The organism is uncultured Flavobacterium sp., assembly GCF_963974175.1.
Classification (GTDB): Bacteria; Bacteroidota; Bacteroidia; order Flavobacteriales; family Flavobacteriaceae; genus Flavobacterium.
On the sequence record NZ_CAXBBR010000010.1, the window covers coordinates 69,023 to 91,170 of the forward strand.

The following is a 22,148-nucleotide window of genomic DNA, read 5'->3' on the forward strand; positions in this document are numbered from 1 at the left end:
ACATTTGCATCATCAATCAAATTTTTAATCAAAAATCATCAATCATGAAAATCAAATTAATCTTAGTATGCCTATTCGGGACCTTGGTTTCGATGCAAGCACAAACGTCAGTCAAAACATCACTTCTAGAAAATCCAGGGAGTATTACCGGAAAAGTAATAGATAAAAACAGTAACGAAACCCTTCCCTATGTCAATGTCATTGTAAAAGAAGGCGACAAATTTATTACCGGTGGAATTACATCTGAGAAAGGAAATTTTTACATCAAAAACCTAGATTTAAAAAATTATACTGTCGAAATACAATTTATGGGATACAAGACCATCTCAACAGCGGTCACATTATCTACTGACAAAAAGAACGCAGATCTGGGGACATTTGCACTAAAAGAAGATGCTATCGAGCTTAAAGGTGTCGATATCGTCAATGAGAAATCGACTATTGAACAAAAAATAGATAGAAAAATCATCAACGTTGGGAAAGATTTAATTTCGGCAGGAGCAACTGCAAGTGAAATAATGAATAACATTCCCTCAGTTAGTGTTGATCCGCAAACGAAAACAATCAGTTTAAGAGGAAACTCTAACGTACGTGTTCTAATTGACGGAAAGCCATCAAATATTGACGCTTCCCAGTTATTACAACAAATCCCTTCGTCATCTATTAAACAAATTGAATTAATAACAAATCCTTCTGCAAAGTACAATCCGGAAGGAATGAGCGGTATTATCAATATTGTATTGAATAAAAACAGCAAAATAGGTCTTAACGGAAGCATCAATAACGGAGTCACTTTTGGAAAAACACCGAAAATCAATTCAGCTTTCGACTTAAATTACCGAAATGGAAAATTTAATTTTTATGGAAATTACGGTTTAAATCATGGTAAAAACAATAATTATGGTTTTATAAAAAGCGAACAAGAAAACAAACAAAACACACAACTCTTTCAATTCAATAATCTTACCACCTCACATTTAGCGAAAGTTGGAGTAGATTACTACATCAATGACAACAATACCGTTTCTTTTTATACCAATCAAAGCTTCTATAACGGAAAAGGATTTGGAAGCACTGATGTGGACTATGTGAATAATGCTAGTACTGACTTGCTACAGCTTTTCACAAGTGATAGTAAGAATCATTCTCAAACCTACAATTTTGATTATAAAATTAAATTCAAAAAAGAAGGTCATAGTCTTGAATTAGAAGCAAATTACAATGAAAATGACGATCCCGAAAATGCAGTTTACACGAATTTAAACAGAGACAGTAAATCCCTAATCAATTCTTTTACGAATGACGTAACGACTCTTGGTAAAAACAGCATCATCAATCTTGATTATGTAAATCCGTTGACTGAAACTACCAAATTAGAATTGGGATTAGAGGCAAGAGATGAGTCTACTGCCAATAATTTATTTAGAGATAATGCGTACAGTTCTGACTTTACATATGATCGAACAATTTATTCGGCTTATGCAACCCTTGGTAAACAATGGAAAAAATGGAGTTTTCAAGCGGGAGCGCGTCTAGAACAATACAATGTTGAAGCAATATTCAAACAAGCATCTGCAGCAGACGGACAATTTAAAGATGACATCTTAAGTATTTATCCTTCTACATTTTTGAGTTATAATCCAGGTGAAAATAATTCCTTTAACCTTAGCTTTTCAAGAAGAGTAGACAGGCCGAGTATCGGACAGGTAAACCCTATTAGAGAATGGAGTACCGCCACTATAGATTCAGAAGGAAATCCAAACCTTATTCCGCAATTCACAAACTCATTTGAATTGAACTATACTAGAAAAACAAAAATAGGTTCTATCACTTCGGGTATGTTTTACAGAAGAATTGAAGATGAAATTACACGAGTTATTTTTACAAATCCTGAAAACCCAAACAAGCAAGTATTGTCTTTTGATAATTTTGAGAACAACAATGCTTACGGTATTGAAGTTTCCGGTAATTTAGACTTTAAGAAATGGTGGAGCGCTAATATTAGCGTAGACGCTTATCAGAAAAAAGTAAAAGGAACAGTAGAAAGCGCACCCGGTACTTATGAATTTATCGAAGTAAATGCCACAACTTTCAACGCCAGAATCAATAATACCTTCAAAGCGACTAAAGATTTACGCTTCCAATTATTTGGTATGTACCAAGGTAGAGACCAAAACCTTCAATTTGACAGAGCGACAATGTGGAAAATGGATATTGGTAGCAGCTACAATATTTTAAAAGGTAGCGGAACAATTAGCGCACGTTTCAGCGATATTTTTAACTCGATGAATTTTGCTTTTGCTGGTGATCGACCATACAAAGCAAACGGACAGTTCAACTGGGAAAGTCAATCTGTTTATTTAGGATTCAATTATAGATTTGGGAGCGGTAAAAACAAAGCCATTCAAAGAAAACAAAGAGACAAGAATGAAACCCAAGGCGGCGGTGGACTTTTATAAGAATTAGTTTTAAATTTTGTTACCAAAGAAAAACCCGGAGTATGCCAACTCCGGGTTTTTTGATATAAAAAGGATCTTTTTATTGAAGTAAAAAAATTACCATCTAATGATAGCACTTCCCCATGTAAAACCACTTCCAAAAGCTGCTAAAACAACAGTGTCACCACTTTTAATTTTTCCATTCTCCCACGCTTCGGTTAAAGCAATTGGAATAGAAGCGGCGGTTGTATTCCCGTATTTTTGAATATTATTATAAACTTGATCGTCATTAAGACCAAATTTCTTTTGTATAAATTGAGAAATTCTCAAATTTGCTTGATGTGGTATCAACATATCAATGTTTGAAACGGATAGATTATTCGCTTCAAGTCCTTCATTAATTACCTCAGCAAAACGAACTACTGCATTTTTAAATACAAATTGACCATTCATATGTGGATAATAACTTTCATCATTAGGATCATTATCAGCGATAATGTCCGTCACCCATCTTGCTCCCATACCCGGTGCGGTAAGTGCTAATTCCTCAGCATGTTGGCCTTCAGAATGTAAATGCGTTGAAAGAATCCCTTTAGTCAAGTCTTCTTCTCTACTCAAAACAGCTGCTCCTGCTCCATCACCAAAAATCACCGATACACTACGACCACGTGATGTCATATCTAATCCAGTTGAGTGTACTTCTGACCCAATAACCAAAACGTTTTTATACATTCCCGTTTTTATATATTGATCCGCAACAGATAAGGCATAGATAAATCCCGAACATTGATTTCTGACATCTAATGCGCCTACTGTTCTCAAACCTAAATCACGTTGTACTAAAACTCCTGGTCCAGGAAAATAATAATCAGGGCTTAGTGTTGCAAAAACAACAAAATCAATATCTTCTTTGGCCAAGCCTGAACGCTCAATAGCAATTTCGGCAGCTTTAACTCCCATAGAAGTCGTTGTATCTTCTCCTCTTATAATGTGTCTTCTTTCTTGAATACCTGTTCTTTCTTGAATCCACTCATCATTGGTGTCAATAATTTTAGACAAATCGTCATTGGTGACCACATTGGAAGGAACATAAAATCCTAATCCTGCAATTTTTGAATGATACATATAATTGTTATTTTATAATAATAAGATTGTAAATTTAAACATACTTTAAAACATTAGCCTACAAATTACTCTTTTTTTAGCAATTAACAATTTATAAATTTCAGTCGCTATTTCAATCACATTAAAAAACTAAGTTACAAATAGAAAAATACTATATTTTTACATAATAAAACAGAATATGCTGTAACAATTCTAAAAGAACTAAGACCTATATTTCTAATCAAAAAAACAAAACCTATTTATGAAATCAAAATTGAGCCTGATTTTATTTCTTGGATTAAGCATACATGCTTTTGCACAAGAAAATCTTACTTATCAAAAACCTTCTAAGTCAATTCTCGATTTAGTAGACTATGAGAGAGCACCATCTGTAAGCATGGATACGAAGAAGGAATACATGATTCTAACTTATAGAAATACCTACAAAACCTTAGATGACTTAAATCAAGATGAAATGCGTTTGGGTGGTCTACGGATTAACCCAACTACAAATATTTCCAGTACGGTTACATATACAAATAACATCAAGCTTCGCAAGATCAAAGATAAAAATGAAATTCAAGTTAGCGGATTACCTGCTGACGCGAGAATCTCTAATATTTCTTGGTCCCCTAATGAGAAGAAAATTGCTTTTTCACATACTACAAACAGAGGTGTAGAACTATGGGTTATTGATATCGCTTCGGCAAAAGCGACTCAGCTTACTGAAGACAATGTTAATGCAAACCTTGGAAATCCGTTTAGCTGGTATAGCGACAACGAAAATATTTTAGTAAAAATGCTCCCAAAAAACAGAGCTGCTTTATTAGATGAAAAGAAAAACCTACCAACAGGTCCAATTGTTTCAAATGCAACCGGAACAATTTCTCAAAACAGAACCTATCAAGATTTATTAAAGAACAAAACTGACGAAGCTAATTTTCAGAACATTTTGACTGCTGAGTTATACAAAGTAAATCTTAACGGAAACAAAACTTTATTTAAAGCGGCTGACATGTATGCTGGAGAGAATTTTTCTCCAGACGGAAATTACCTGATGATAAGCACGATTCAGAAACCATTTTCATACATAGTTCCCCTGAGCCGTTTCCCTTCAAAAACGGTTATTTATGACAAAGACGGTAAGGAAGTTAAGGTCGTTAACGAAGTGCCCTTAAACGAAATTATTCCAAAAGGTTTTATGGCGACGCGTACTGGTAAAAGAAATATGAACTGGAGAAATGACGAAGCAGCTACCTTGTATTATGTGGAAGCGCTTGATGAAGGAAACCCAGAAAACAAAGTCGATTTTAGAGATGATGTATTCCAATGGAAAGCGCCTTTTAATGAAAACCCTGCGCTAATACTAAAAACAAAACAACGTTTTAGTGGCATTATTTGGGGAAATGAAACTACAGCAATTGCTTATGATCAATGGTACGACACTCGAAATGCTAAAACATATTTATTCAATCCATCTGATGTTTCTCTAGAGCCAAAAATAATTACTGATAGAAACTCTCAAGACATCTACTCTGATCCAGGTAATTTTGAAACCATTAAAAATGCTTATGGCAAACGAGTTCTTGCGATTGAAAACAACAATCTTTATTTGCTAGGAGATGGGTTCACTAAAAACGGACAATTCCCATTTATAGATGAGTTTAACCTAAAAAACCAACAGACTAAGAGACTGTATACCTCAGCATACAAAGATAAAAAAGAAGACTTACTGTCTATTGAGGATTTCAAAAAAGGAGAAGTATTGGTACAAATTCAATCTAAGAATGAGTATCCAAATTATTACTTTAGAAACATCAAGAAAAAAGACCAGCTTACTCCAATTACCAGCTTCAAAAATCCTTTTGAAAGTATTAAAAATGTAAGCAAAGAAGTGATTCAGTATAAAAGAAAAGATGGTGTAGCACTTTCTGGGACATTATATTTGCCTGCAGGTTACGATAAAGCAAAAAAAGAAAAATTGCCTTTATTAATTTGGGCTTACCCAGCAGAGTTTAAAGACAAAAACTCAGCAGGGCAAAATAACCAAAACCCTAATGAATTCACTTTCCCTTATTATGGATCATTTGTTTATTGGGTAACCAAAGGATATGTGGTATTAGATGACGCTTCATTCCCTATTATTGGTGAAGGAACAACAGAACCAAATGATAACTTCATCACGCAGTTAGTTGATAATGCTGAAGCAGCTATTAACGCTGTCGATGCATTAGGATATATCAATAGGAAAAAAGTAGCTATTGGAGGACATTCTTATGGTGCTTTTATGACAGCTAATCTATTGACGCACTCTAATTTATTTGCTTGTGGAATTGCTCGTAGTGGTGCTTATAACAGAACGCTAACTCCTTTTGGCTTCCAATCAGAGCAACGTAATTACTGGGAAGTGCCTGAGGTTTACAATACCATGTCTCCATTTATGAATGCAGATAAAATGAAAACTCCGTTATTATTAGTCCATGGAGAAGCTGATAATAACCCTGGAACATTCACTTTGCAAACCGAGCGTTATTTCCAAGCCTTAAAAGGTTTAGGAGCACCGGTAAGAATGGTTATCTTACCTAAAGAAGCTCACGGTTATGCTGCTAAAGAAAATATCTTACACCTGCTGTGGGAACAAGATCAATTCTTAGAAAAATATTTAAAGAATTAATACAAAAGCAAAGCCCCGAAATTAATATTTCGGGGCTTTCTTTTTTATGCTATCATCAAAGTCACTTCTTGATTCAACTCTAAAGGAACATCATGTTCAAAGAAAATTACTTTCCGATCAAAAACTGCTTTAATTAAATAGTGACTTCCTTTAAAATAAGATTGCTTTACTACTGCCAATAACATTCCGTTGTCTACCACTGTTAACTGATGCGGATACAATAAAAGCAATTCATCTTCGTCTCCTTCTTCCAAAGAAATTAAATTTGATGCTTTTAACTCGTTTACTTCTCCAAATAGTGAAGCCACATATTTATTTATAGGATTGTTGTACAAACCATATGAACCCGCTTTATCAACTAGTTGTCCGCGCTGTAGTACAATAGTCTCGTCAGCAAAAGAAAGTGCATCTGTACTATCATGTGTCGCTACAAGACAGGTAACTCCATTTGATTTCAAATAGGCAAACAAGTTTCGACGAAGTGCGTTTTTTCTAAAGTTATCTATATGACTAAAAGGTTCATCTAACAATAATATCTCCGGTTCTAAAGCCAGAACCCGAGCCAAAGCTACACGCTGCTGTTGCCCCCCGCTTAAATATTTTGTTTTCACATCAGCAAATTCAGTCATCTCAACGATCTCTAATAATTCGTTTATCCGTTCTTTTTTCTTTTCTGGAAAAACGTTAGAAAGAAACTTACCCACATTCTCAGCAACTGTCGTATAGGGCATCAGATCAAAATCTTGCGATAAATATTTTATAAAAGGCATTCCAGGCACTAAATTGTATTTTGGGCCTAACACTTCTGTGTCATTCCAGAAGATACTACCTTCCTGCAAATCATGAATACCATAAATCAGTTTCAGCAGCGTGCTTTTTCCGCAGCCACTTTCGCCAATTATGGCAATGTTTTGCCCTTTCTCTATATTGAAATTTATGTTTTGAAGAACTATTTTTTCGGTATAACCGAATGTGATGTTTTGAACTTGAAGCATTTTTATAGTACTGAAATTTTGAGACTGCAAAGATAGATTTCTTTGACAAAAAGAATTTAATGTAAAGTGAAATTTATGTAAAAAAAGAAAGCCGTCTCGTTTTAAAAACGAAACGGCTTTCCATATATTTAAAACACTACTGTTTTAGTTTCCTGCTTCTAGCTTAGCATCTTCACGCATTTTATCATTTGCTGTAATAGCAAACTCAACACGACGGTTTTGACTTCTTCCTTCTGCAGTATCATTTGTTGCAATTGGATCAGCAATACCTAAACCAGTAACATGAAATCTAGCAGAAGCTACTCCCTTACTAACTAAGTAATTTCTAACTGATGTAGCTCTTTCTTTCGAAAGTTTTAAGTTATAATCAGCAGGACCTGTAATATCAGTATATCCAAAAATAGTAATATCAGTATCAGGATATTCTGTAAAAACAGGAACTAATTTATCTAAATTTTCTTTTGCAGTTGCCGTAAGAGTTGATTTGTTAGTGTCAAAACGTACTGCATTTTCATTCAATACTAATTGGATACCTTCACCTACTCTTTTTACTTCAGCTCCTGGGATAGCCTCATCAATTTGTCTTGCTTGTTTGTCCATTTTATTACCGATAACTCCACCGGCAACACCACCAACAACACCACCAAGAACAGCGCCCATCGCACCCTTACCACCTTTTCCTAAATTATTTCCTAAAATACCACCAATTATCGCACCACTAGCTGCTCCAATTCCTGCACCTCTCTGCGTATTGTTTGTATTTTTTAACGCTTCACAACTTGTAAAAAACGTTCCGATTGACATTAATAAAGCTAATGTTACTATAGAAATCTTTTTCATAATTATTTTATTTATTTAATTAGTTCGCTCTTTGAAATTGGTACACTACGCTGATGGTTTTACCTTCAACATTTCCTTTGTCGATCAATTGAAATGAAGTTTCAGTTTGATTTGCAACATGCAATACGTACCCTTCTCTTACTCTTTTTGCTTTAATATCAGCATCTAATACTTTCAAAACAAACTCACCATTCTTATTTACAAACCAAGTAATTGGTGAACTAAATACTGGACAGTCATACTTTGTCAAAGCCATATTTCCTTTGTTGTTATTAGAAACGAATTTCCATGTGCTTCCAACAAAACATTGTGAATCTGCAATTTCAAATGAGTTCACTTTAATATATTCTGACCCTGGATAAGTAACAGAACTGATTACCCAGTTTCCTTTCATTGCCACCTGCGCCCCTTTATCTAATTTTGTATCAGTAGCAGAAGTCGATTTACAAGAAAATAACACTAAGGCCATTGCTGTTAAAAATAATATTTTTTTCATTTTATTTGGTTTTACTATTAAACTTATACAAATATACGACGGTAACTAATTTTAACAGTTTCAAAATTAAGTTATTTTGTTTCAAAATTAACAGTTACGACAATTTGTCACTTTACAGTTAATTGGTATTCTATTTGAAAGAATTCGAGGAGATTGTAAAACTCTTTAATAAAATATAAATATGACAACAGGAAAAATTAATGTTTCGGTAGAAAACATCTTCCCTTTAATAAAGAAGTTCCTATATAGTGATCACGAGATTTTTTTACGTGAATTGATTTCGAATGGGACAGATGCAACGTTAAAATTAAAACACCTAACCAATATTGGCGAAGCCAAAGTAGAATACGGTAACCCAATTATAGAAGTAAAAGTTGACAAGGAAGGAAAAAAACTTCACTTTATCGATCAGGGAATTGGTATGACATCGGAAGAGGTTGAAAAATACATCAATCAACTTGCTTTTTCTGGTGCCGAAGAATTTTTAGAAAAATACAAAGACACAGCGAAGGATTCAGGAATTATTGGACATTTTGGCCTTGGTTTCTACTCGGCTTTTATGGTCGCTTCAAAAGTGGAGATTATCACTAAATCATACAAAGATGAGCCAGCAGCACATTGGACCTGCGACGGAAGTCCTGAGTTTACATTAGAGCCTGCTGATAAAACTACTCGTGGAACAGAAATCATTCTGCATATCGCCGAAGATTCTTTAGAATTCCTTGAAGAAGCTAAAATCACACAACTTTTAAATAAGTACAATAAATTCATGCCTGTTGCAATTAAATTTGGAACAAAAACAGAGAAAATTGAACAAAAAAAGGGTGAATCTGTTGACGCAGAAGATAAAGAAGAAACATTCAAAACTGTTGAAGTAGACAATATCATCAACAACCCTAATCCAGCTTGGACAAAACAACCAACTGAATTAACGGATGAAGATTATAAAAGCTTCTACCATGAGTTGTATCCATCGCAATTTGAAGAGCCATTATTCCACATTCACTTAAATGTAGATTATCCTTTTAACCTAACTGGTATTTTGTATTTCCCAAAATTAAGTGGTGATTTGCAAATCCAAAAAGATAAAATTCAGTTGTACCAAAACCAAGTTTACGTTACTGATAACGTAGAAGGAATTGTACCTGAATTCTTAATGATGCTTCGCGGAGTAGTAGATTCGCCAGACATTCCATTAAATGTTTCTCGTTCAGGATTACAAGCTGATGGTGCAGTGAAGAAAATTTCAAACTATATCACTCGTAAAGTAGCTGATAAATTGAAATCACTATTCACAGAAAACCGTGAAGATTTTGAATCAAAATGGAATGACATCAAAATCGTTCTAGAATACGGAATGTTATCAGAAGATAAATTCTACGAAAAAGCAGGAGCTTTCGTTTTATACCCAACCGTTGCTAATAAATATTACACGCTTGAGGAATTGAAAGAAAACCTAAAAGACAAGCAAACAGATAAAGACGGAAAACTTGTCGTGCTTTATGCAGGAAATAAAGAAGCACAACACTCTTATATCGAAATTGCACAAGAAAAAGGATACGAAGTTTTATTATTGGATTCTCCTATTATCTCTCACTTGATTCAAAAAATTGAAGGAGATAATAAAGACATCACTTTTGTACGTGTCGATTCAGATCATATCGATAATTTAATCAAGAAAGAGGAAGCTACTATTTCTAAATTATCTGAAGAAGAGCAAACCAATTTAAAAACAGTTCTGGAAGCAATTGTACCAAAACAAAACTACCAAGTTCAATTAGAAGCAATGGATAGTCAAGCAGCTCCTTTCATCATTACGCAACCAGAATTCATGCGTAGAATGAAAGAAATGAGTCAGTCTGGCGGTGGTGGCGGAATGTTCGGGATGGGAAACATGCCGGAGATGTACAACCTAGTGGTAAATACAAATTCGCCATTAGCAACTACAATTCTAAATAATACAGACAAAGCTGGCCAAGAACACTTAGTAAAACAAGCGCTTGACTTAGCTAAACTATCTCAAAACTTATTAAAAGGAGAAGCATTAACTGCTTTTGTGAAAAGAAGTTTTGAAATGATCAAGTAATACCAGCATCATGCTACACTAAAAGCTGTCCATCAATGGGCAGCTTTTTTTTTGGAGTAGAACGAATGATTTGCATAAGAACTTCCCTCCCGCTATTCGCTACAATCCGTTGCTTTTGACTATCGCAACAGCAAAGGATTTTTGCTGCTATCGGGGCTAGCTAGCAGGCTTTGCTATTATGATAACATTTAGGAATCCAAACAATTACAAGAAATCTAAGTATAATAAAAAGCTGTTTACCCCTAAAACTACTTAATCAATTGTAATAAAAAAATGTATATTTGAGAATTAAGATAAACGCTATTGAGTAGCGCATATTCACCCCAATCAGAGGCGGTATGCGCAACGTTATAGCGCATATATACAAGTTGGCAATAATTATAAAAATTGGAATGAATAAAAAACAATTGATTAAAAATAAAACAAATAAATCTAACCCTTTTTGGGATATATTTTTATTGGCCTTTTTAATTTTCTTGTACTTTATTCCGAAAGAAATAGCTTATCCAAAATACAAGCATATTGATTGGCTTATCATTATTTTACTCTTATTGGTACCTTATCTTGTAAGTAAAGCAAGTATCTCCTCGAAATTCAATAAAAATTATACTAATTACGGGATTGGATTAATTTCATTTTTAATAGTTGTTCCTACATTTATTGTCGTTCAAAACTACCGCGAAAAAAAAGAACTTGCAGAAAACGGGAAAATTAGTAGGTGCTATGTAATTGACAGAAAAAAATCAAAAAATGATTGGCTAATTAACTGTAAATATTATGTTGATAATTTTGAATATATAACATATTATCACACAGACGAAGAAAACAAAGTAAGAATTGGAGACACTTTAAAAATAACATACAATAAAGAATATCCAAGAATGTATAAGATAGAATTTGAAATAAAAAAATAACTAATGCCAACCGCCATTTTGAGCTAACTGGAGTTTAGTGGAATTACCGTTTCGCATCAAGTTTTCGTTAAGCCGAAAATTGAGCGGTTACGATTTTCCAGCCATCTCAAAGTGGCATAACGTTAGGTGCATAGCGCCCGCCAAATTAGAACCAAAATCTAAAACTTCACGAATGAAAAAGTTTATCGTAGTTTTTCTCCTTTGCTTTTTCATAAGTTGCAAAACTGAAAAATCAATTAGTAATATTTCTTGTGATGGAAAAGTTTCGGTTCAATATGACAGAATTAAACCAGAAGACCGAAATAAACCGAAAGCAAATAAAAATATTAATGGTTGTACGGTTTACTTTATAAATGAATATGACAACCAAATTGAAGCTTATGTTGACGGAAAATTAAAGTTTGAAAAGTATTTAAAGATTAGTGACAGTTCAGACAGTTTAGAAAATTATTTTGCGTTTGGTTATGCCGAAAATACAGAAATACCAATCTTGAAAATTAAGTCGAAAAGTCAGAATACATGTTTTGACATTCAAATTGAGAAAAAATACAAATTGATTTATGTGTTCTTGTCTCGGAACGGAAAGTGGACAGTAAGATTCTCAAATATAATTTACTTAATATAAGCGGCAGCACCTAACAGCCGTTTCTCGCAATTACGAATATTGTGGCAAGTTCAAGTTTCGCAATAATTTTTATCTTTAACAGCTAATAATCAGTTCCGCAGCTCGCAACTGCTTGAAGCGGAAGAACGTTGCTAATAATAGTAAAAAAATTAAAATTAAAATGAACATTGAGAAAGTATATAATATTTGGGCTGACAAATATGATACGAATTTAAATAAAACGAGAGATTTAGACACTACATCTACAATCGAAACGCTGAATAAATTTGAGTTTTCAAAAGTTCTTGAATTAGGTTGTGGAACTGGAAAAAACACAGCTTACTTATTACAAAAAGCGGACAAAGCTATCGGATTGGATTTTTCGCAAGAAATGCTTAATAAAGCCAAAATGAAAATTAAAGACGAACGAGCGGAATTCCAAAAAGCAGACTTAACGGTGGACTGGAATATTGAAAATGATTACGCAGATTTGATAACTTCTAGTTTAGTCCTTGAACATATTAAAAATTTAGATTTCGTTTTTAACCAAGCTAACCAGAAATTAAAAAATGGCGGTTTGTTTTTCATCAGCGAACTTCACCCATTTAAACAATATTTGGGAAGTAAAGCTAAATTTGAGACCGAAAATGGAACGCAAGAATTAGAAACTTATGTTCATCATATTTCGGAGTATTTGAACCTAGCGTCTGTAAACGGGTTTGAATTGGTGGAATTAGAAGAGTGGTTTGATGAAGAAAACAAAGAAGGAATTCCACGACTGATTGGAATAGCTTTACGAAAAAGCATTTTGGATCACAGCAGCTCCGTAAATAGTTAATTTGTAATATGATCACTGCGCAAATGTCTCTGAATTTGCGCCCACAACTATCATCCGTGTCCATTCCAACTGGCTTTTATACTACGGTCAAAACAAACCTCGACCACTATGACTTATTACCTCCAAAAACTATTTCAATATCACAACAATTTTAATTGTAATTTTGAGGTTCATTGGTCAGGCACAAAAAGAAGCACCACTTGCTTCATTAACTGGTCAATAAAAATAAAACTTCTAACACATGTGGTGGCAATATCTATTAGTTTTTTTGGGCGCTCTATTATTTGACATAGTTCCTTTTCCGTTTGCTCCGGCGTTTACAATAATGGTGTTTTTTCAAATTCTTTTTGATTTAAATGTCTGGGCAGTGATTGTCATTGGAGTTATGGGGTCGGTTTTGGGTCGGTCTATTCTTCTTTTATATACTCCGCTAATGGCTGACAAATATTTAAAAGAATCTAAAAATGAAGACATTAAGTTTCTTGGAGATAAAATGAACGAAAATAAATGGAAAGGTATTTTAGTGGTGCTTGCTTATTCTTTGTTACCTCTTCCTACCACTCCCCTTTTCTTAGGTGGGGGGATTTCAAAAATAAAGCCACTTTATATCATTGCTCCTTTCTTAGTAGGGAAATTTACTAGTGATTCTATCGCCTTACATTTAGGGAAATTTGCATCCGAAAACCAACAAAGTATCATTGATAATATTTTTTCGTGGCAGTCTATTTCTAGTTTTATTTTGGGATTTGTGATGCTGTTTTGTTTGTTTTTTATTAATTGGCGAACCTTAATTCATGCTAAAAAATTAGCTTTTGATTTTAAGATCTTTAATTAAAATCTTCTGCCTGGATATATAAAATTGCTTACCACAACGATATGACGGATTTACATACCGAAGCTTGAAGAAGGTATCCACCTGTTGCTTGTCTGAGACGAGCATCTACCTAAATGAGATAACAGGTTATAGCGTTTGCAATGGAGGTTCTTGAAGGACTTCAAGTACTCTTTTTTATTGACTACCTTATTTTATCTATTTTTGTGCTGTAAAACATACGCTGTTTTTAAAATCTGTAAACTCTCGAAAAGCGAAAAAACGTCGTACCCATTTTAAACCCAACAATTCCTTAAAAAAGAGTTACTACAAACAAACTGTTAATCACCATGAAAGTTATCTTTTCTTTTATTTTTCTATTTTTTTGCTCTTATAGCTGCTTTTCACAAAGTAATTATCCAGAACCCACAAAAACAGCGGCACGTTTATTTTATATTCAACATAGTAACAACCACAATACATACGTGTATGATGCTAATATAAAAGGAGGGACTATTGATTCGTCTCAACCAATTAACGAGTATCAAATAGTTTATACTGAAAAAGGCATACATAAACCTTTATCTAGTATACAAAAAAGATTAGCTTATGGGATGATTCTAGAAGAATCCCAACCTAATTTATTCAAATTACACCTTGCTGCTTCAGAAAAAATATATTTCTATCTTACCTATAATGAAAGTGAAGGAGCTAGAGTATATGTTACCGTAAATAAGCACAAAATGTATTTAGACAAGATCTTTGTCCAACTTAAAGAGGGGCTTTTAGGCCTCAAAGCAAAAGCGGAATACGTACTATTTTTTGGTAAAGATTATAATTCTGGCAAACCTATAACAGAAAAAATTATAATTGAATAAGTTCCTATAGCACTTCATTTATTCCATTAAAGGTACTTGTATTAAAAACACGAACTACTTAAAACACCATGTTAAAGTAATAGGAAACAGAGGTTTATGCTTATTCATCAAGAACTGCATCCTACCACTAGCATTCGAATTGACAAACGCTATAGCATTATATTGTAATAACTTTTCCAAATCCCTTCGAAACAAAACTTAAATACGCTTCTATAAATAACCAAACGTATAGAATGTCAGCAAGACAAAAACTTACATGACTTATATGTTTAAAAAATCCGTACTATCTTTGTTAAATTCCATTACTTAAAACTGATCAAATGACTCAAGAACTTCATAACTATTATTTAAATAAAAAGAAGTGAAAAAGCTAGAAAACACAGCTACTAGCTGGACTGTTTGTCAGGAATGTAAGGGACAGGGCAAAAAAAGCCGAAGAATCAATAAGAAAGTCCGACTCCAGTACCAGAAAGCAGTCGAACAGTTTGAAAAATCAAATGGCGAAAGCCCAGCTCCTATTCGTCCTAAGGCACACCTAGATTCTTGCTCGAACTGTTCCGGGTCTGGTTTGATTCCTGCAGCAAGTCCTACCATAGCGGATTCAGAAAACTATCCACATCTTGCTATTATTGGTGGCGGTATTGGCGGAGTGGCATTGGCTGTGGCTTGTTTGCACCGCGGAATCCCGTTTACGTTATATGAGCGCGATAGCAGCTTTGAGGCTCGATCTCAGGGCTACGGACTTACTTTGCAACAAGCAAGTAAAGCGATCGAAGGATTGGGTCTTTTTTCAATTGAAAACGGAGTGGTTTCAACAAGACATCTAGTACATACTACAGACGGAAACGTAATTGGAGAATGGGGAATGAGAAAATGGATGCAATCCGATGCCAAAAAGGCTCCCAAGCGCACTAATATACATATTGCACGACAGTCTTTGCGCTTAGCGCTACTGGAGCAACTCGGTGGACATGCTGCGGTAAAGTGGGGACACCAATTAGTCGATTTTAAGGAAACTGAGGATGGAACTGTTGATCTGACCTTTGAAGTAAACGGCGAGGTCAACAGCGCCAAGGCAGATCTTGTAGTTGGAGCCGATGGTATTCGTAGTACAGTGCGGAAGCTACTTATTGGCGACGACACAACTCCTTTGCGATACCTCGATTGTATTGTAATACTAGGCATTTGTCCTTTGTCGGCTCTCGAAGGTGTTGATTGTCCTTTGCTGGACTCGGCGACGGTATTCCAAACAGCTAATGGTAATGAGCGAATCTACATCATGCCTTATGATTCACAATCAGTAATGTGGCAATTGAGCTTCCCGATGCCGGAAGAAGACGCTAAAGCTTTGAGTGCACAAGGAGCGAAAGCACTTAAAGAAGAAGCCTATCGCAGAACACAATGGCACGATCCAATTCCGCAAATTTTAGCGGCGACTCTAGAATCGAAAGTTTCTGGCTATCCCGTTTATGACCGAGAATTACTCGATAAAGAATTGTTGGAAAAGAACGCACAAATAACGCTAATTGGTGATGCAGCTCACCCCATGAGTCCATTCAAAGGACAAGGTGCAAATCAAGCACTATTGGATGCGCTGGCGCTGGCTCGCAGTATTACAAGAGAATGCAGACCCTTATCACAATGGAGAGAAGCTGGAATAAGGAAAAGTGTGTTAACGGAGTTTGAATCAGAAATGTTAGAACGCAGTGCTATCAAAGTAAAACATTCAGCAGAAGCTGCACAGTTCCTACATTCTGAAATTGTGCTCCATGAGGGTGATGAGCCTAGAGGACGCTGCCTAACAAAAAAAGAAAAATAATTATACAACTAACAACCCTAACCGGATACCTACAACGTTTTCCTCACAAGTCTTCTATTTCTATTCAGTGAGTTTTTTATACAAAAAAGTAGTTATCCGGAAAAGTTTATCGAAATTTGGTAATTCAAACCTACCAATCAATTACTACAAATGACACTACACATAGAGACTCCAGCGTTATTATTCTCAGCTACTTCACTAATACTTTTAGCATATACCAATCGTTTTTTGACGATAGCAACCATCGTTAGAAGCCTAAAAAAAACCTATGATGAAAAAGAAAACAAGAGTATTTTAATCGAGATTAAAAACCTTAACCTTCGATTAACGCTAATACGTTACATGCAACTTTTTGGAGTACTTAGTTTGTTTGTTTCTGTTTTTGCAATGTTGTTACTTTTCTTTGATTTTGGAATAGGAGGCCTCTATTTCTTTGGCTTTAGCTTGCTAAGTTTGCTTGTTTCATTAGCACTATCTTTCTGGGAAATCAGTATTTCTGTAAAAGCACTACAAGTACATTTGAGTGATTTGGTTCAGTAACCATCTATCAAAAAAAACATATAAATAAAAAAGAGCTGTGAAATAGATATTCACAGCTCTTCGTCGTTACATTCAAGACAATTATTGGTTTAAAATCCCGCTATCTTCTTTTTTATCTTTATTCAATAAGTTTGGATTTTCTTTAGCCAACTTGTTTTTCGTTGGAATCTTGTAATTCAGGCTAAAACCAAATTTCCTAGTGTCCATTTTATTACTAATTAGCAATGGTGTTTCGTACGAATTAAAAGCATTTTCATTGGAATTTAAGATATCGTCCGCGTAAATTGAAAGTGTTAATTGATCTTTCATAAATTTCTTAGAAAAACTTAAATCCAAAGCATTTCTGAAAGGCTTAACCGCAATGAAATAAAAATAATTCCCTTTTGGAATAATGTAATTATAATTGGCAACAAATTTTATCTGTTTTGGCAATACAATTTGAGACATGAAGTTAAACATCCAGAATCCATTAGTATCTACATTTGGAATTTGATGGTATTGATAACCAGCATACACATATAAAAAGTTCATCGTATCTGGGTTAACATTCATTTTCATGGTTTCTGCCAGTCCTTTAGTAAACAACATATAAGGTATTGGCATACCTACACTAAAATTATGAATCTTTATCTCCGGAATATTCTCGTTGGTATTTACTACCAAATCATCATTAAGTGTCACTCTATTAATCACTTGATTCTTAGCCGAACTAATATTATAACTAATAAATGCATAATCATAAGCACTTAACTTCACCTCATAATTATCAAAAATAGTAGGTTGTAAGTTTGGATTACCAGAATAATCGATGTTTGGATTTTGATAATTGGTGTTGTTTGGATTCAATGCTGATGTACTTGGTAGCGTTATCTTTTTATTATAATTCATATTAAAATAGATCGAATTATTAAAGTTATACTGTGCACTTGCATTTGGAAAAAAACGAAACTGCTTGAACGCCGTTAACTCTTCCGTATCTGTTTTACCCGTAATATTATAATCTTCGGCGCGACCACCAAGAATAAAATTCACTTTATCAAACTTAGATTGCAGTTCGATATAAGATGCCGCCGTTCTTCGCTTATAATCTAAATTAGTAACTCCTTTACTTGCTGCATCAAAAAGTAATTCTTCATACAAACTACCAAAACTTAATTTCCCTTCATCAGAGAATTTAATAGGCTGCGAATAATCAAACTTGAAGTTATACAAATTTTGGTTTGAGGAATTATCTAAGGTCGAAGATGTGTTACCAATTGGACTTAGCTCAAAATCATTTGTGTTATTGTTATAATTAAATTTAAACTCCAATTTTTTGGCCGTGTTTTCAAACTTTTTCTGGTAAGTGACTACCGCATCTTGGCGCAAGCCCGTACTTACTGAACCATCATTAGTTGTAAAGCCGGGCCCGTTGCCTAAAGTATAACTATCATTATTATTTTGAGTGAAATCATAATTCAATAACAAACGGTCTTTGCCAATATCAAATGTCAATGCCGATTTAATAAAATTATTTCGCCCTATACGATCTGCATCCGTTCTTGTCAGTAATGAAGTCGTACCGTTTTCTTCTTTCTCCAGAGAAGCCCAAATCGCGCTTTCTCTATAATTCTGACCTACATTCAATTGCCAACCAAAATACTTGTTTTTAGCACTCAACAATAAACTGTTATTCATTCTCCAGCGTACATCATCGTAACTCGTAAAACTCGTACTGTTAGTATAAGTGGCACTCAAGTAATTCTTAGCATTCTTATTCGTAATGATATTCAAAATCGCTCCCCCAGAAGTTGCTGGAAATTCGGCACCTGGCTGAGTGATAATTTCGATTTTCTCGATCGCATTTGCCGGCATTCCTTCTAAAAAGGCATTCAATTCTGTAGTAGAAATATTAAGCGGTCTTCCATCCATAAAAACGTCCAACTGTTTTCCTTGATACATCATTCCCGCAATATCTGAAGCTATTAATCCAGGTAGTTTTTTAATTCCTTCTAAAACGGAACCCGTATTCAAACTAGCTTGTCCCGCAAAATCAAAGATGGTCCGATCTGCTTTTTGCTCTATTGCTTTCTTAGTTTTTATAATTGCGACCTCATTTAATTCCGTTGATTTTTCAGGAGCCTTTTCAGGAGTAGTTTGAGCAGAAAGTGTGGAAAAACTTGCTATAGCTATCAAAGCTACCAAATATATTTTTTTCATGTTTTTTGTATCAGATATTCCATAAGTCAACGTTCTACATTAGTTGTTACAACTTTGCCAAAAAAAGTTTAACCCAAGCTCCATTAGAATTAAAAATCCTGTAGTAAGAAACTTATTTTAAAAAATAATGACTCCTCTAAAGTTGCGTTGCACTTGAAAGCGTACCTTTGCCCCTCAAAAAAATAAAGAATGTCAAATAATAACGTTTTAAAAGGAGTTTTTTTAGTGGGTTTTGGTGCGACCAGTTATGGTATGCTAGCCACTTTTGTAAAAATGGCCTATAATGAAGGATACACCACAGCAGAAGTTACCACTTCTCAGTTTATATTGGGTATCTTAGGAATACTACTTATTAATTTGTTCCAAAAAACTAAAAATAAAAACACTGCAATAAAAGCATCTCGCCAAAACATTTTTCATCTAATGCTTGCTGGAACTTCTCTTGGAATGACAAGCGTTTTCTATTATTTGGCTGTAAAATACATTCCTGTTTCTATAGGTATTGTATTGTTGATGCAAACCGTTTGGATGGGTGTTTTACTCGAAATGATTTTAGAAAAGAAACTTCCTTCTACTCAAAAAATAGTATCCGTAATTATTGTACTGATTGGAACTGTATTAGCAACAAATCTAATTCAAAATGAAGTTAAGCTAGATTGGCATGGTATCATGTGGGGTATGTTGGCAGCAGCGTCTTTTACCACTACTATGTTTACTGCTAATCGTGTCGCAACTAATATTTCTTCGGCACAGCGCAGTTTGTATATGCTTCTAGGTGGTGCAATAATCGTGTTTTCATTTTCGATCGCTACACAAATCACTCCGTTTAACTTTGATATTTTTCTAAAATGGGGAATTGTTTTAGCCCTTTTTGGAACTATTATTCCACCAATGCTTATGAACGCAGGATTTCCACTAACAGGAATTGGTTTAGGAAGTATTGTATCAGCACTTGAACTTCCAGTCTCAGTAATGATGGCCTTTGTTCTATTAAACGAAGATGTAAAACCTATTCAGTGGTTTGGAATTGTCCTTATTATTATTGCCATAGTAATTATGAATGTTAATTTTAAACGCAAACAGTTATAATACTACTGCTGTTTGATTATAAAAAAAATAGTACATTCGTAAACTTCATCTTTAACTTTCTCATTATGAACTTCCCTTGGCATTTGTACTTAATGGCTTTTATTTATACACTAGCTGGAATAAATCATTTTAGAAACCCTAGAATGTATCAAAAAATAATACCTGACTATTTTAGCGACCCTAAACTATTAAATATCCTCAGCGGATGTGCTGAAATAATTTTAGGAGTAGCACTAGTTATCCCTTTACTATCAACCTATGCAGCTTGGGGAATTATAGCATTGTTAATTGCCGTCTTCCCAACTCATATCTATATGTACCAAGATGAAAAGGTTAGAATGGGGCTTCCGAAATGGGCCTTATTATTACGCATGCCCTTACAACTTGTTTTGATTTATTGGGCTTACCTATATACCTAACACCGTTAGAACCAAGAATTAATAATTAATTTATCGTTATGTTGTTATATCTAAAAAATGAGTATTTTTGGAATAAACAATAGCACTATGAACGAGATAATTAATTATTTTTCCACCATACCGTCCTCACATAGGAGTCTGATTTTAGTAAGTGGAATTACTATTTTTTGGTTAATTGAAAATGCTTTTCCGCTTTTTAACTTTAGCTACAAGAAATGGCACCATGCTGGTATCAATATATTTCTCACTTTAACGACTATTGTTATTAATTTCCTATTGGCTTTTGTTTTATTAAAAACTGCTGACTGGACGGTTGGGAATAATTTCGGAATTCTTCAATGGCTCCCTGAAATTCCATTATGGTTGTATACACTGATCGGTTTGTTGTTATTAGATTTAATCGGAGCCTATCTCGTACACCTTGTCGAACACAAAACTAAATTCCTATGGCGATTCCACCTAATACATCATACGGATACCTGGATAGACACTACAACGGCTAACAGACATCATCCCGGAGAAAGCGTTATCCGTTTTACTTTTACAACTCTGGGCGTTTTAATGGTGGGAAGTCCTATGTGGATGGTATTCCTCTACCAAACGCTATCAGTAATTGCAACTCAATTTAACCATGCTAATATTGCCTTACCAAAAAAATGGGACACTATCATGAGCTACTTAATTGTGTCTCCTGACATGCACAAAGTACACCATCATTATAAATTACCCTATACCGACAGTAATTACGGAAATATATTCTCCGTTTGGGACCGTCTTTTCGGGACATTCAGAACACTTCCCAAAGAAGAAATTGTATATGGAATTGACACACACATGAAGAATGAGGAACACAATGAATTGAAGAATTTATTGAAAATTCCTTTCCAAAAACAACGTTCCCCAGAAAAGAATTACACCCCATAAAAAAAAATCGTTTTTATGGTTATAAGTAATTATATTTTTATTAATATTGTTCTATCTAATTTAGAATCAATTATATTAATCATTAAAAACAAATTGAATTAATTTTCACGTGATGAAAAAGAGTAACCGCAAAGAATTAACCTGGGAACAAACAGAAAAACTTGTTACATTGGCCTTAGAGGAAAAAAATCCTTTTGAAATTATTAAAAAGGAATTTGGCTTGGTCGAAAAAGAAGTTTTGGAAATAATGAAAAAGAAGATGCCGGCAGAGAAATTTGAGATGTGGAAAAAGAAAGCTACTGCAAATAAGCCAAAACCAAAACCCATTAAAATCGATGATTTTGATGAAGACTTGGATGGTAAATACTATATCAAAAACAAATTGGACTAACCAATTAGAAAACACCCTCTTTAGGGTGTTTTTTTTTACAAGAACATCAACCCTCTTTTAAATATATTTGCTGTTCATAAAGTGTAACA

General features: G+C 34.2%; 19 protein-coding genes. 14 read left to right on the top strand and 5 right to left on the bottom strand.

Annotated elements, in window-relative coordinates; translation table 11 throughout:
* Positions 1-44 precede the first annotated feature (44 nt).
* The gene (locus tag AAC069_RS14350; RefSeq protein WP_339921151.1) at positions 45-2,459 is read left to right on the top strand and encodes an outer membrane beta-barrel family protein; all 2,415 of its coding nucleotides are present in this window, start codon (positions 45-47) and stop codon (positions 2,457-2,459) included.
* Between the two features lie 96 nt (positions 2,460-2,555).
* Here AAC069_RS14350 and AAC069_RS14355 read toward each other — a convergent pair whose 3' ends face one another.
* Positions 2,556-3,563, bottom strand: coding sequence for a beta-ketoacyl-ACP synthase III (locus tag AAC069_RS14355; RefSeq protein WP_091092009.1), 1,008 nt, complete (start codon positions 3,561-3,563; stop codon positions 2,556-2,558).
* A gap of 241 nt (positions 3,564-3,804) precedes the next feature.
* Between AAC069_RS14355 and AAC069_RS14360 the strand changes: the two genes are divergently transcribed.
* A complete protein-coding gene (locus AAC069_RS14360; protein ID WP_339921152.1) occupies positions 3,805-6,216 on the top strand; it encodes a prolyl oligopeptidase family serine peptidase in 2,412 nt (803 codons plus the stop codon).
* Positions 6,217-6,260: 44 nt separating this feature from the next.
* On the opposite strand, the gene AAC069_RS14365 is transcribed toward AAC069_RS14360, so the two are convergent.
* The 3 genes from AAC069_RS14365 to AAC069_RS14375 form a co-directional block, all read right to left on the bottom strand.
* The gene (locus AAC069_RS14365) at positions 6,261-7,211 is read right to left on the bottom strand and encodes an ABC transporter ATP-binding protein (protein WP_339921153.1); all 951 of its coding nucleotides are present in this window, start codon (positions 7,209-7,211) and stop codon (positions 6,261-6,263) included.
* Positions 7,212-7,355: 144 nt separating this feature from the next.
* On the bottom strand, positions 7,356-8,051 hold the full coding sequence (locus tag AAC069_RS14370; RefSeq protein ID WP_339921154.1) for an OmpA family protein: 696 nt from the start codon (positions 8,049-8,051) through the stop codon (positions 7,356-7,358).
* 19 nt (positions 8,052-8,070) lie between these two features.
* A complete protein-coding gene (locus tag AAC069_RS14375) occupies positions 8,071-8,547 on the bottom strand; it encodes a hypothetical protein (RefSeq protein ID WP_339921155.1) in 477 nt (158 codons plus the stop codon).
* Positions 8,548-8,728: 181 nt separating this feature from the next.
* Here AAC069_RS14375 and htpG point away from each other — a divergent pair, with 181 nt between their 5' ends.
* The 8 genes from htpG to AAC069_RS14415 all read left to right on the top strand — a co-directional run bounded on the left by htpG (position 8,729) and on the right by AAC069_RS14415 (position 17,037).
* Positions 8,729-10,633, top strand: a complete 1,905-nt coding sequence (htpG, locus tag AAC069_RS14380; protein WP_339921156.1) for a molecular chaperone HtpG — start codon at positions 8,729-8,731, stop codon at positions 10,631-10,633.
* A 392-nt stretch (positions 10,634-11,025) separates the two neighbouring features.
* A complete protein-coding gene (locus AAC069_RS14385; RefSeq protein ID WP_339921157.1) occupies positions 11,026-11,547 on the top strand; it encodes a hypothetical protein in 522 nt (173 codons plus the stop codon).
* A gap of 172 nt (positions 11,548-11,719) precedes the next feature.
* On the top strand, positions 11,720-12,172 hold the full coding sequence (locus AAC069_RS14390; RefSeq protein ID WP_339921158.1) for a hypothetical protein: 453 nt from the start codon (positions 11,720-11,722) through the stop codon (positions 12,170-12,172).
* 160 nt (positions 12,173-12,332) lie between these two features.
* Positions 12,333-12,989 carry a methyltransferase domain-containing protein gene (locus AAC069_RS14395; RefSeq protein ID WP_339921159.1) on the top strand — a complete coding sequence of 219 codons (657 nt, stop codon included), beginning with the start codon at positions 12,333-12,335 and terminating at the stop codon, positions 12,987-12,989.
* Between the two features lie 241 nt (positions 12,990-13,230).
* On the top strand, positions 13,231-13,824 hold the full coding sequence (locus tag AAC069_RS14400; protein ID WP_339921160.1) for a hypothetical protein: 594 nt from the start codon (positions 13,231-13,233) through the stop codon (positions 13,822-13,824).
* 326 nt (positions 13,825-14,150) lie between these two features.
* Positions 14,151-14,678 (top strand): DUF4833 domain-containing protein, encoded by a 528-nt coding sequence (locus AAC069_RS14405; RefSeq protein ID WP_339921161.1) that lies wholly within the window; start codon positions 14,151-14,153, stop codon positions 14,676-14,678.
* A 361-nt stretch (positions 14,679-15,039) separates the two neighbouring features.
* Positions 15,040-16,497 carry an NAD(P)/FAD-dependent oxidoreductase gene (locus AAC069_RS14410; RefSeq protein ID WP_339921162.1) on the top strand — a complete coding sequence of 486 codons (1,458 nt, stop codon included), beginning with the start codon at positions 15,040-15,042 and terminating at the stop codon, positions 16,495-16,497.
* Between the two features lie 150 nt (positions 16,498-16,647).
* Positions 16,648-17,037 carry a DUF2721 domain-containing protein gene (locus tag AAC069_RS14415; protein ID WP_339921163.1) on the top strand — a complete coding sequence of 130 codons (390 nt, stop codon included), beginning with the start codon at positions 16,648-16,650 and terminating at the stop codon, positions 17,035-17,037.
* An 81-nt stretch (positions 17,038-17,118) separates the two neighbouring features.
* Here AAC069_RS14415 and AAC069_RS14420 read toward each other — a convergent pair whose 3' ends face one another.
* A complete protein-coding gene (locus AAC069_RS14420) occupies positions 17,119-19,236 on the bottom strand; it encodes a TonB-dependent receptor (RefSeq protein WP_339921164.1) in 2,118 nt (705 codons plus the stop codon).
* 189 nt (positions 19,237-19,425) lie between these two features.
* Between AAC069_RS14420 and AAC069_RS14425 the strand changes: the two genes are divergently transcribed.
* The 4 genes from AAC069_RS14425 to AAC069_RS14440 all read left to right on the top strand — a co-directional run bounded on the left by AAC069_RS14425 (position 19,426) and on the right by AAC069_RS14440 (position 22,059).
* The gene (locus tag AAC069_RS14425) at positions 19,426-20,325 is read left to right on the top strand and encodes a DMT family transporter (RefSeq protein WP_339921165.1); all 900 of its coding nucleotides are present in this window, start codon (positions 19,426-19,428) and stop codon (positions 20,323-20,325) included.
* 65 nt (positions 20,326-20,390) lie between these two features.
* Positions 20,391-20,744, top strand: coding sequence for a MauE/DoxX family redox-associated membrane protein (locus AAC069_RS14430; protein WP_339921166.1), 354 nt, complete (start codon positions 20,391-20,393; stop codon positions 20,742-20,744).
* An 87-nt stretch (positions 20,745-20,831) separates the two neighbouring features.
* Entirely contained in the window at positions 20,832-21,668 is an 837-nt protein-coding gene (locus AAC069_RS14435; protein ID WP_339921167.1) for a sterol desaturase family protein, read from the top strand.
* A 112-nt stretch (positions 21,669-21,780) separates the two neighbouring features.
* Positions 21,781-22,059, top strand: coding sequence for a DUF2805 domain-containing protein (locus AAC069_RS14440; RefSeq protein WP_074724370.1), 279 nt, complete (start codon positions 21,781-21,783; stop codon positions 22,057-22,059).
* Positions 22,060-22,148: the final 89 nt, after the last annotated feature.